Raw genomic sequence first — 11565 nt, 5'->3', positions numbered from 1 at the left:
CGGACGTGGTGACAAGGCCGGTCAAGCCGTCAGGGTAGGGGTTTTAAGGGTTCCCCGCCGGGGGGACGAGGGTCGTCTAGCGTTCAGTGTGCAAAAGCGTTCCGGCCCTGCGCTCTCCCGCGCGGGCAGCCTGACATGCCTCGGGCATCTCATCCCAACAATTGATATAATTGCTCTGCCTCACGCTCTGGAAACCCCCTGACTCCCCGGTCACCGTAAAGCTCCCTCGACCCCCGGCAAATCCCCAAGCAGAGGCAAGAAACGAAAGGAAGGAGATACAGGACCAGGTCGCACCGCAGAACATGCCGCGCACGTCCCGAAAAACGAATGGGGGCGCGGGGGTTGAGCCCCCCGCATGATAAACCCCAATCAGTAGCTCTCTTCGCGGAAGATGCGGGTCACGTCGCCGTGCCATGGCCCGTGGTAGGCAGTCAGCAGGCGTTCGGCCGGGGTGACGCCGGTCTTGGCGATCTCGTGCAGTTCGTTCAGGTGAACCTGCTCGGTCTGGCCGGCAGCATTCAGGCGGTTGCGCGCCTTGAGGCCAGCATCGGCAATGGCGACGGCCTGCTTTGCGATTTCCTGCAGCGTGCCGCCCCGGAACGGGGTCTTGAGGCCAAGGCGCGGCACGTCGCGGCGCAGCTGCTCGTGTTCCTCGTTGGTCCAGTCCTTGACCAGATCCCAGGCGGCGTCCAAAGCGCTCCTGTCGTACAGCAGGCCGACCCACAGGGCGGGCAGGCCGACAATGCGCTGTGCCGGGCCGCAGTCCGCGCCGCGCATCTCGAGGAAGGTCTTCAGGCGCACTTCCGGGAAGGCGGTGGAGAGGTGGTCCTTCCAGTCCGCCAGCGAGGGGCGCTCGCCCGGCAGGGCGGGCAGACGGCCGTCCATGAAATCACGGAAGCTCTGGCCTGCCGCATCGATGTACTTGCCGTCCCGGAAGACGAAGTACATCGGCACGTCGAGCATGTACTCGGCGTAGCGCTCGAAGCCGAAGCCGTCCTCGAACACGAACGGCAGCATGCCGGTGCGGTTCGGGTCGGTGTCGGTCCAGATGTGGCTGCGGTAGGAGAGGAAGCCGTTGGGTTTGCCCTCGGTGAACGGCGAGTTGGCGAACAGGGCCGTCGCCACCGGCTGCAGCGCCAGCGACACGCGGAACTTCTTCACCATGTCCGCCTCGGAGGAGAAGTCCAGGTTCACCTGCACGGTGCAGGTGCGGAACATCATGTCCAGTCCGAGGCCGCCCACCTTGGGCATGTGGTTCATCATGATGCCGTAGCGCCCCTTGGGCATCACCGGCATCTCGTCGCGGCGGCGGTTGGGCGTGAAGCCGTGACCGAGGAAGCCGACGCCCAGCGTCTCGCCGACGGCGAGGCATTCGCGCAGGTGGCTGTCCAGTTCGTCGGCGGTGCCGTGGACGGTCTCCAGCGGCGCGCCGGAGAGTTCGAGCTGCCCGCCCGGCTCGAGGCTGACGGAGGCATCGCCCTTCTTGAGGGCAATGACGTTGCCGCCCTCGATGATCGGCTCCCAGCCGAACGCGGCAAGACCTGCGAGAATATCGCGGATGCCGCCCGGTGCGTCGTAGCTCGGCGGCGTCAGGGTATCGAGCGTATAGGCGAACTTTTCGTGTTCGGTGCCGAGCCGCCAGCTTTCCTCTGGTTTGGATCCCGTTGCGAGATATTCGGCAAGGGCCGCCCTGGACTCGAGAGTCCGTTCATCATCCGTGCTGGAGACTCGTGTGCTCATGGCGGAGGCCTACTCAACTTTCATTGCATCCACAAGGCATGGAAAAGAGAGGTTTGTTCGCCACTTGAGAACGCATTGTCGTGCTGAATGCCCCGGTGGCCTCTTTTACATGCTGCTGATGTTGCCCGTTTGGCCGCGTCGTAAAGGCCGGCGCATCATGGCAGAGTCTTGGAAAACAGGTCGCCTCAGGCCCAGTCCCCCTGCGTTGCCTGCCACAGGCTGATGGCCGCAACCGCCGCCGTGTCCGCCCGGAGGATGCGCGGCCCCAGCGACAGCGGGAGAGCAGTCGGTATGGCCCGGATCATCTCGCGCTCGGTATCCGTGAAGCCCCCTTCGGGGCCGATGAGAATGGCCGCCGGCGTGCCGCGCGGCTTCTCCTGCAATGCCTCCAGAATGGGTGTGCCGCCGGTCTCGTCGCAGAACAGCAGCGTGCGGTCTTGCGGCCAGTTCGCCAGCAGCTTGTCCAGCTGAACCGGCTCGGCGAGGCTGGGTAGGGCGGTGCGGCCGCACTGTTCGGCGGCTTCCACCATGTTGGCATTGAGCCGGTCCACCGGCACGCGGTTGACGATGGTGCGCTGGGTGATGACCGGCTTCACGTGCGCCACGCCCAGCTCGCACGCCTTCTCGACGATGAAGTCGATGCGCCCGTGCTTGATGGGGGCGAACAGCAGCCACAGGTCCGGCACCGTCTCCTGCGGGCGCAGCTGGCGTTGCGCAGTCAGCCTGGCCTGCTTGCGGTGGGGATCGTCGATCATTGCCTCCCACTCGCCGTTCGCGCCATCGAACACCGCAATGGCGTCGCCCGCCTGCATCCGCATCACCTCGATGAGGTAATGGCTGGACTCGCGCGGCAGCGTGATGGTTGCGCCCATGCTGAGCGGCTGGGAGACATGAAGGCGAACAAGAGGCTTGGACATGGTCGGCAATCACCAGATTGGCCCGAAATGGGCCGTCTTGCTTGACAGGGAAGGGCTCTGGGACGGATGGAGAGGCCCAATCGTTAGCACGAGGGTTACGCCATGCACCAGCCGTCCGGTTCATTTTCTCCCGAGCAGCCGCAGCTGACCCCAGACGCCGTGCGCGGCAGCTGGGTCGAGAGAATGCCGCGCGGCTGGCAGCCGTACCTGCGCCTCTCCCGGCTGGATCGGCCCATCGGCACGTGGCTGCTGCTGCTGCCGTGCTGGTGGGCGGCCTCGCTGGCGTCCAACGTGAAGGGGGAGGGCTTTCCTGACCTGACGCTGCTGATCCTGTTCGCGCTCGGCTCCATCGCCATGCGCGGGGCGGGCTGCACCTACAACGACATCGTGGACCGCGACATCGACGCCAAGGTGGAGCGCACCCGCAACCGCCCGCTGCCGGGCGGCCACGTCTCGCTCGGGCAAGCGTGGGTGTGGCTCCTGATGCAGTGCATGGTGGGGCTGGCCGTCCTGCTCATGCTGAACCCGGTCGCGCAAGTGGTGGCGCTCGGCTCCATCGTGCTGGTGGCGGGCTACCCGTTCATGAAGCGAATCACCTGGTGGCCGCAGGCGTGGCTGGGTCTCACCTTCAACTGGGGCGCGCTGGTGGGCTGGTCCGCCGTGACCGGAGACTGGCCGGCATGGCCCGCGCTGCTGATGTACGCGGCAGGCGTGTTCTGGACGCTGGGGTATGACACCATCTACGCCTTTCAGGACATGGAGGACGATGCGCTGGTCGGCGTGCGCTCCTCAGCGCGGCGGCTGGGCGGCAACGCCCGCTTCGGCATTTCCGCGTTCTACGTGCTGACCTCCGTGCTGCTGCTGGCCTGTTTCTACATGGCAGGCGCCAGGAATCTGTGGCTGCTGGCGCCGGCGCTGCTGCATCTGGTGTGGCAGGTATGGATGCTGGTGCCGTCCGATTCCCCGCGCTGCCTCATGCTGTTCCGCTCCAACCGGGATTGCGGGCTGCTCGTCTGGGGCGCCTGCCTGTTTGCCTTCTAGGCAGGCCCCTTCGGCCGCCCCATGCGTTAGCTTAAGGGACCGGGCAGCTTATGGAAACGGGGGCGGACTTCAGACCAGCCTTTGACGTTAACTCGTTGATCAAGTAACGGACTGCGCCATGCTGACGATAGATGCCGCGCTTGAGCGCCTCACTCTGCTGATCGACCGTGCCAAACAGGCCGGGGCGACCGCTGCCGACGCCATTTACGTGGAGGATGCCTCGGTCTCGGCCCAGGTGCGTCTGGGTGAACTTGAGGACGTGAGCCGATCCGAAGGGGCGGAGATCGGCCTGCGGGTGTTCGCGGGCAATCAGGTGGCGAGCGTGTCCACCTCCGACCTGTCGACGCAGGGCTTCGATGCGCTGGTCGAGCGGGTGGTGGCCATGGCCAAGGCGGCGCCGAGCGACCCCTATGCGGGCCTCGCTCCGGAAGAGCTGCTGCTGAAGGGCGACGTGCCCGACCTCGACCTCTACGACGCCACCACGGTTGATGCCGATCTCCTGAAGATGGATGCGCTGGCCGCCGAGGAAGCGGCCCGCAGCGTGCCGGGCGTGACCAACAGCGAGGGCGCGTCGGCCAGCGCGGGCGAGGTGGTGATCGCCATCGCCACGTCCCACGGCGTTGCCCACGGCTACCGCACCACCTCCCATGGCGTCTCGGCCACCGTCATCGCCGAGGGCAAGGACGGCATGGAGCGGGATTACGACTATGCCTCGGCCCGTCACCGCTCCGACCTGATGGCGGCGGAGGACGTCGGCCGCCGCGCGGGCGAGCGCACCGTGCGCCGCGTCAATCCGATCAAGCTGGCGTCCGAGACCATGCCGGTGGTGTTCGATCCCCGCATCGCCTCCGGCCTCATCGGCCACCTCATCGGTGCGATCACCGGCTCCTCCATCGCCCGCAAGTCGAGCTTCCTCCTGGATGCGCGCGGCAAGCAGGTGTTTGCGCCCGGCATCACCATCCGCGAGGAGCCGCTGCGCCAGCGCGGCCTGCGCTCCCGTCCGATGGATGGTGAGGGTCTGCCGACCCGCGAGCTCGACATCGTCTCTGACGGCGTGCTGACCACGTGGCTGATGGAATCGGCCTCCGCCCGCCAGCTTGGCGAGCGCCCGACCGGCCATGCCTCCCGCGGCATCTCCGGCCCGCCGGGCACGAGTGTGGGCAATCTCATGCTGATGCCGGGCACGGTGTCCCGCGAGGACATGCTGCGCGACATCAAGCGCGGCATCTACGTGGTCGAGCTGATCGGCATGGGCGTCAACGGCATCACCGGCGATTACAGCCGGGGCGCTGCGGGCTTCCTCATCGAGAATGGCGAGATCACGACGCCTGTCTCCGAAATCACCATCGCCAGCAACCTCAAGGACATGTTCGCCAGCCTCGTGCCGGCGAGCGACCTCGAGCTGCGTTACGGCATTGATGCGCCCACGGTGCTCCTCCCGCGCATGACCGTGGCCGGGAACTAAGCCTCAAAAGAAAGTTCACAGCGTGCCAACCCTCTCCCCTCTCCAAACCGACGCCGACCTGGTTCAGGACTTCCAGTTGATCAGGACGGTGGCAAGAGAGGCGGGAGAGCTGGCGCGGCGGTACTTCTACAAGAGCTACGAGACCTGGGATAAGTCCCCCGGCAATCCGGTGAGCGAGGCGGACCTTGCGGTCGATACTCTCATCAAGGAGCGGCTGCGCGGCGCACGGCCCCACTACGGCTGGCTGTCGGAAGAAACGGCGGATGCGCCCACCCGGCTCGATTGCCGCCGGGTGTGGGTGGTGGACCCCATCGACGGCACCAAGGCGTTCGTGGCGCGGGAAGACGGCTTTGCCGTCTCCATCGCGCTGGTGGAGGAGGGCAAACCGATCCTGGCCTGTCTCTACGCCCCCTTGCGCAACCAGTTCTTCAGCGCGGCAAAGGATGAGGGCGCGACCCTGAACGGCGAGCAGATTGCCGTGGCGGGCTCGGACAAGCTGACCAACTGCCGGATGCTGGCGGACAAGGCGCTGTTCTTGGCCGACTTCTGGCCGACGCCGTGGCCGTCGATGCGACTGGCCAAGCCCAACTCCATCGCGCTGCGCATCGCCCTTGTGGCGGCCGGACAGGCCGATGCCGCCGTTGCCCTGCGCCCCAAGTGCGAATGGGATCTGGCTGCGGCCCTTCTGGTGCTCCAGGAGGCGGGCGGCGTCTGCACGGATCACCTGGGAGAGCACCCGCGCTTCAACCAGCCCGATCCGGTCTATCCGGCTGTGGTGGCCGCCAGTGCCGAGCTTTACCCGCAGGTGCTGGCCCGCGTCGCGGCAGGCGTCGCCTCATGGCAGGTGCGCACCGGGCAGAAAACCATCCCCTGACCCTGGGGTCCCAGCGTCTGGTTTAATTCTTTGAAATTGCAGTATTTTCGTTGAAGACTGGTTCGGTCTGGCGTCAAAATGAAATCGCCGGAGCGGTTGGGCCACTCCGGCGATTGGCGGGATTACTCCCGCTGTTTCCAGAAGGAGAGAGAGGGTATGGACATCCTCATCCTTCTGGCCCTGATGGTACGCCGGATCGCAATCTCCATCAAGATCCGGCTGACCCTTTAAGACTATGGGTTGTGCCATAGTCTAGGGCCGGGCCCGGAGAGTTCAAGGCTCTCCGGGCATGGCAGTCAGGGAAACCGGATGTCTGCAAGGCAAAGCGGGGCAGGAAGCGGCAAGGCTTCGTGCCCCGCTCGGGCGGATCGCAAGAGCCGCTCGCAGGCTTGGCAGCATTCCCAGGCTCTGAAATGAGGATAGTCCGCACTGGAGGGCGGGGTGCTTCGTCTGGAAGGCTCCGCCCTCCGCACGTCCAGCCCATATCGGTTCGTCAGCCCGTCACTTCTGTCAGCCCATGGCCGCCGACAGGTTGGGTGGCGGCGACGCTCTCCATGCCGGCGATGAGCGGCCGCCCCTTGGCGATGGCCGCCTGCACGGAGGGGAGGGACAGGGAGGCGCGGTGGCTGTCCGGGCTGTCCCACACTTCAGTGATCCAGAGCAGGTCCGGGTCCGTCGGGTCATTGGCGATGATGTAGCTGAGGCAGCCGGGCATGTCGGAGACGCCTTCAAGCAGAATAGCCGCCAGGGCCTCACGCTGGCCCGGCTGGGCCCTCATCTTGCCGATCAGTCCGTGCATGGTCTGCTGTCCGCTCTTCTGGGTGGAGGGCTGGGAGAATGCGGGGCTGCCGAGAGCGGCAATCGCCACGGCTCCTGCAACAACGGTTCGCCGGTCATAGGTCATGCGGCGAGACTATGCGTTTTCGCTGAAATGACAAGGCATGCGCGAGGTGAATGGTGCAGGGGCGCCAACCCCTGCACACAGTCTTCCCCTCTCAGATGCCTCTAGAATCGCGCGGCAGCAGCATACAGGGCGATGGCCGCGGCATTGGAGACGTTGAGGCTCTCCACACGGCCACTGATGGGCAGCTTGGCCAGCTCGTCACAATGCTCCACCACGTTCGGGCGCATGCCTTCGCCTTCGGCTCCCAGCACGAGGCAGGGGCGGCAATCGCCCAGCACGGCGCTCAGGGAGCGATCGGCGCGACCATCCATGCCGATGCGCCAGTACCCGGCTTCCGCAATCTCATCGAGCGCGCGGGCGAGGTTCACCACCCGCACCCAGGGCACCAGTTCAAGGCAGCCGGAGGCGGACTTGGCCAGCGCGCCGGTTTCGGGCGGGGCGTGGCGGTCCTGCGTGACCACGGCACGAGCGTCGAATGCTGCAGCCGAGCGAAGAATCGCGCCGATGTTGTGCGGGTCGGTTACCTGATCGAGCACGAGAATCGGGCGCTTGTCTGCCGTGTCGATATTCTGGAGGATATCGAACAATGCCGGACCCTCGAGGGGGTGAGTCTCCAGCACCAGTCCCTGCGTCGGGGCACCTTCCGGCACGAGCTTCTTCAGTTCCTGCGAATCCAGAACCCGAATCTCGAACTTGGGCTGGTGCGGCAACTCCGCCAGCGCTTCGCGGGTCGCATACAGGCGAACCGGGCGGCGTTCGGGATTCGCCAGGGCCGCCATGACCGGGTGACGGCCGTAAAGCCGCACAAAACCTGGGCGGTTCTGGTTGCGGGCAGCGGCGTTCGGGCGGCCGGACTGGCTCCGATCGGCGGCTTGGGAGCGCCCGTTCTGGCCGCTCCGCTCGGGGGAATGTCTTTTTTGTTGTCTCATGCGCATTATTTGGCGTCTCAGGCGTTGACATGAAAGCCCAAATCGCCCATTTAGCCGCCCACGCCAACCGCGGCATGTCGTTGAGTTGGAGGAGTGGCCGAGCGGTCAATGGCAGCAGACTGTAAATCTGCCGACTTATGTCTACGTTGGTTCGAATCCAACCTCCTCCACCACCGCCCTTCCTGGCGAAACTCTCCCCAGATCAGTACATTGAAGCGCTACGGAGCGCGATCTTCCTTGTCAGGGCTGGGCCTGCGTCTGGCTTGGACGTCTTTGCTCACGGAACTGTGACGTCGCGAGAACGAAGACGGAACGGCGAACAGGAAGGCGCGTTTGCTCTCCAGGTTCCCCGGCCTGACAGCTGAAGAATTGGCCGGGTTATCCTCCATGCGAACGGGAGAGATGACATGGTGTTCAAGCATTTAGGCACGACCGCGCTTGCTGCGGTGCTTCTGGCAGGCATGTCCGGCGGCGCACTGGCCCAAGACACCACGACCGGTTCGACGACAACCACGACGGGCACCAGCCCGACCTCCGCGACAACGGAAACCGGCGGGACCATGGGTGCTGGCAATTCCACGACAACCGGCACCACCATGGGCGCTACGGGCTCGACCGGCACGACGGGCGCAACCGGTACGACAGGTGCAACCGGCACGACCCCCAATGCAGCCTCCACATACCCGGGCGATACGGCCTCGACCACGGGCACGACGGTTGACGGAATGACCTCGACCCAGACGGCGGATCGTACAACCGGCCGAACCACGACCACTACCGAGACAGCCACTCCGACTGCCGTTCCCGAAGATGACGGCGGCATGGATCTGGGTTGGCTGGGCCTGATCGGCCTTGCTGGCCTCCTGGGCCTGCGTGGCCGTCATGACGAGCATGTCCGGACCGACAACATGGGCCGCCCAACGGCGACCCGTTGACGGGGCCATGAAGGGGAGGACCGGCCTCGGGCTTGCGCCGTGGCTGGTCCTGCTTCTTCTGCTGCCTGCTAGTGGCCTCACCCGGCCAGAGGGTGCGGGTGATCGCGTACTGGTGGCGGACGGCCTCGGGCCGGTGCGTGTCGGCATGACCGTGGAACAGGCGGAACGCGCACTGGGCGCACGGCTTCGCCCGCGCTCGGTTCAGGAGCCGTCCGGCTGCTGGATCACACAGCGCGCTGACGGGCAGGATCCCGGCGTTGCCTATATGGTGGTCTATAACCAGATCCGGCGAATTGATCTGCACGCGCATAACAAGCATGTGCCTGGCGTGCGCAGCGCCACTGGCATTGGCATCGGCTCCACGGAGCAGTCTGCATACCGGGCCTATGGCGCGCGGCTGAGCGTTGCGCCGCACAAGTACACCGGTGCCGACGGCGGCCACTATCTCACGGTCGATACTCCAGGCGGGCACTCCGGCCTGGTTTTCGAAACCTTCGGCGGTCGGGTAACGCAGGTCCGGGCGGGTCTGCGGCCGGAACTCGACTACATTGAAGGCTGTTCCTGAAGCTTGGCCGTAGTGTCGGAAAACTATACAAATTCAACATTAGTGGCTTATGGTAAATATTTTAATTATTTGAATTAAAATAGAAAACGCCAGCTGGCACGCATTCTGCATATATTTCGCCAACGATATAACGCTTAGGGTTTGTACGGCAAAGCGCCGTCGTTGGCAGGGAAATTTGAAATGCAGAATGTTGCTTTGAAAAAGCTGGCACTGGGTGCAACCGCTGCGCTCGGCCTGACCGCGACCGTCCAGACGGCCGAGGCTGCGCTGATCGAATCCTGGACCTTTACCGTCGCCAGCGACTGGAAGAACACCAGCTGGTCCGACGATGCCGGTCCGAACTCCTACGTTCCATCCCAGCCGAATGTGGTCCGCGATGCACTGCCGAATGGTGTAGACCCCAACGGCGCGGGCAAGAACTACGACATTCTGCGCTGGGGCACGCCTGCAACCGCCAACGGCAAGAGCTTCCTGGCGGTCGATAACTTCCTCGTGAACACCGCGCTGACCAACGATCTGGGCGGTGCTGCCGGTTCCAGCGTTTTCCACGGCAACTTCAAGCAGCATGCATCGCAGCTGTATTCGTACGAGAAGTGGCTGGACGCAACCACGCTGCAGGCGACGATCTCCATTACGCCGGACGTTCCCGGCGGCACCGAGCTCGGCTCGATCACCCGTGATTTCCAGATCGAGTTCCAGGAAACCACGAACGAAGTTCCGGCTGGCACCTGCCCGGGTGATTTCGACACCAGCGTGACGCCGTGCCCGGACTGGTTCAACATCTCGCTGGTCAACGCTTCGTTCGAAGCGCAGATCGGCTTCGAGATCTACACCTTCTCGCTGGTGTTCGATCTGGAGAATTCCACCACCCTGCGCGCCGATTTCCTCGGAGACAGCGCCACCGTGTGGACCGGTGAAAACACCCTGAGCCACCTGGCCACCCGCGTGGTGGTCACCTCTCGGGTGCCGGAGCCGGGCGCGATTGCGCTGCTGGGTGCGGGCCTGCTGGGCGTGGGCGTTGCAACCCGCCGTCGCCGCAAGGCCTGATCAACACTGATCAGATGTCTTCTGAGGGAAGGGGGGCTAAAGGCCCCCTTTCTTTTTGATCGCGACAGAATTCGAAGCGGCCTGTCGCATCAATCAGTTCGCTGGCGATATATTTTGAATAGTTCGAGGTAACGCGCCCTGGCTGCGGCTCAAAATTGCACATCGTGCGTTCTGGCCGTCATGGATACGATCGAATCTGAAGCACAGCAGCATCCCCATGCCCCGCCACCGCCGGGTGAGATGCCTCCTCCTCCGCCGCCCCATGCGCCGGATGCCGACCCTCCGCCCATAGAGCTTCCCGGCGAGGAAGAGGATGAGCCCGGCACCGAAAACCCGCCTGAGAAGCGGGCCTCTGCTGCACGCCAGCGCCCGCCGCGGCACCCCTGGCCGCGCCGCAGCGATCGTCTGTATGGCTATGGCGGGCGAGGGCGCAGCCCCTGGTAACCAGGATCAGCCGGGTTCTGCTGTTCCGGACCTGAAATTCTCGGGACCCGTCCGTGCCATATCGCACGCGACGATGCTGACGCGTGTCGGCACGCCTTGACACGACCCGTTCTGCACGGAGCGTTTGGGCCCGTCTGTCGGATTTACCTGAAGGAAGGATTGCACGGGAAACTGGAGCGGGCGACGGGAATCGAACCCGCACAACCAGCTTGGAAGGCTGGGGCTCTACCATTGAGCTACGCCCGCGCGAGTACAGGGAATGCTTAGGTTCAGAGGGGTTGGGCGGTCAAGCGGAAAACGCTGTTCTGGATCATTATCCCCACCTTGATGAAGGAGTGAGCGCATTGCCGCGGCTGCCAAGTGCAACAGGCCCGGCCAGAGCGGGGCATTTGCTCCTCTGGCGGCAAGAGAAAAGGCCGCGCCCGGCATATGCGGACGCGGCCCTCAAGAGTGCCCTGACAGGGTGTAATCGCCTATTCGGCAACCGGAGCCGGTGCCGGCTGGGGCAGAGCGGCGGAGCCCGATGGAGCCTTGCTGCCTGCGGCCTGCTTCGGCCGGTGGTCGCCCGCCAGGAAGCTGTACACCACCGGTACGATGAACAGGGTGAACAGCGTGCCGATGGTCATGCCGCTGGCGATGACGAGGCCGAGCGAGAAGCGGCTGACCGCGCCCGCGCCCGAGGCGAACAGCAGCGGCAGCACGCC

General features: G+C 64.9%; 12 protein-coding genes and 2 tRNA genes. 8 read left to right on the top strand and 6 right to left on the bottom strand.

The annotated features are described in order from the left end of the window. Positions 1 to 369: 369 nt before the first annotated feature. A complete protein-coding gene (locus VIG90_RS06260) occupies positions 370 to 1740 on the bottom strand; it encodes a glutamate--cysteine ligase (RefSeq protein ID WP_331592622.1) in 1371 nt (456 codons plus the stop codon). 185 nt (positions 1741 to 1925) lie between these two features. Then, positions 1926 to 2657 carry a 16S rRNA (uracil(1498)-N(3))-methyltransferase gene (locus tag VIG90_RS06255; protein WP_331592621.1) on the bottom strand — a complete coding sequence of 244 codons (732 nt, stop codon included), beginning with the start codon at positions 2655 to 2657 and terminating at the stop codon, positions 1926 to 1928. Positions 2658 to 2759: 102 nt separating this feature from the next. Between VIG90_RS06255 and ubiA the strand changes: the two genes are divergently transcribed. From ubiA to VIG90_RS06235, 4 genes are all read left to right on the top strand, one after another. After that, the gene (gene ubiA / locus VIG90_RS06250; RefSeq protein WP_331592620.1) at positions 2760 to 3698 is read left to right on the top strand and encodes a 4-hydroxybenzoate octaprenyltransferase; all 939 of its coding nucleotides are present in this window, start codon (positions 2760 to 2762) and stop codon (positions 3696 to 3698) included. A 118-nt stretch (positions 3699 to 3816) separates the two neighbouring features. Next, the gene (locus tag VIG90_RS06245) at positions 3817 to 5163 is read left to right on the top strand and encodes a TldD/PmbA family protein (RefSeq protein ID WP_331592619.1); all 1347 of its coding nucleotides are present in this window, start codon (positions 3817 to 3819) and stop codon (positions 5161 to 5163) included. 22 nt (positions 5164 to 5185) lie between these two features. Then, on the top strand, positions 5186 to 6037 hold the full coding sequence (locus VIG90_RS06240; RefSeq protein WP_331592618.1) for a 3'(2'),5'-bisphosphate nucleotidase CysQ: 852 nt from the start codon (positions 5186 to 5188) through the stop codon (positions 6035 to 6037). A gap of 78 nt (positions 6038 to 6115) precedes the next feature. Further along, positions 6116 to 6268 carry a hypothetical protein gene (locus VIG90_RS06235; protein ID WP_331592616.1) on the top strand — a complete coding sequence of 51 codons (153 nt, stop codon included), beginning with the start codon at positions 6116 to 6118 and terminating at the stop codon, positions 6266 to 6268. 262 nt (positions 6269 to 6530) lie between these two features. Here VIG90_RS06235 and VIG90_RS06230 read toward each other — a convergent pair whose 3' ends face one another. Both VIG90_RS06230 and rlmB read right to left on the bottom strand, forming a co-directional pair. Further along, the gene (locus VIG90_RS06230) at positions 6531 to 6905 is read right to left on the bottom strand and encodes a putative quinol monooxygenase (protein WP_331592615.1); all 375 of its coding nucleotides are present in this window, start codon (positions 6903 to 6905) and stop codon (positions 6531 to 6533) included. A gap of 137 nt (positions 6906 to 7042) precedes the next feature. After that, the gene (gene rlmB, locus VIG90_RS06225; RefSeq protein WP_331592614.1) at positions 7043 to 7870 is read right to left on the bottom strand and encodes a 23S rRNA (guanosine(2251)-2'-O)-methyltransferase RlmB; all 828 of its coding nucleotides are present in this window, start codon (positions 7868 to 7870) and stop codon (positions 7043 to 7045) included. 87 nt (positions 7871 to 7957) lie between these two features. On the opposite strand from rlmB, the gene VIG90_RS06220 reads away from it, so the two are divergent. From VIG90_RS06220 to VIG90_RS06205, 4 genes are all read left to right on the top strand, one after another. Continuing rightward, a tRNA-Tyr gene (locus VIG90_RS06220) sits at positions 7958 to 8043 on the top strand. A 234-nt stretch (positions 8044 to 8277) separates the two neighbouring features. Next, entirely contained in the window at positions 8278 to 8805 is a 528-nt protein-coding gene (locus VIG90_RS06215) for a hypothetical protein (RefSeq protein ID WP_331592613.1), read from the top strand. 7 nt (positions 8806 to 8812) lie between these two features. Further along, a complete protein-coding gene (locus tag VIG90_RS06210; RefSeq protein WP_331592612.1) occupies positions 8813 to 9370 on the top strand; it encodes a hypothetical protein in 558 nt (185 codons plus the stop codon). Between the two features lie 180 nt (positions 9371 to 9550). Next, on the top strand, positions 9551 to 10417 hold the full coding sequence (locus VIG90_RS06205) for a THxN family PEP-CTERM protein (RefSeq protein WP_331592611.1): 867 nt from the start codon (positions 9551 to 9553) through the stop codon (positions 10415 to 10417). Between the two features lie 616 nt (positions 10418 to 11033). Here VIG90_RS06205 and VIG90_RS06200 read toward each other — a convergent pair. Then, positions 11034 to 11107: transfer RNA gene (locus VIG90_RS06200), tRNA-Gly, on the bottom strand. 227 nt (positions 11108 to 11334) lie between these two features. Next, positions 11335 to 11565: efflux RND transporter permease subunit (locus VIG90_RS06195; protein WP_331592610.1), on the bottom strand; the 231-nt coding region annotated here is incomplete at its 5' end.

It is taken from the genome of Pedomonas sp., from assembly GCF_036515995.1.
Lineage (GTDB): Bacteria > Pseudomonadota > Alphaproteobacteria > Sphingomonadales > Sphingomonadaceae > Pedomonas.
Note: the sequence above shows the minus strand (reverse complement) of the source record. Positions and strands in the feature narration are given on the sequence as shown.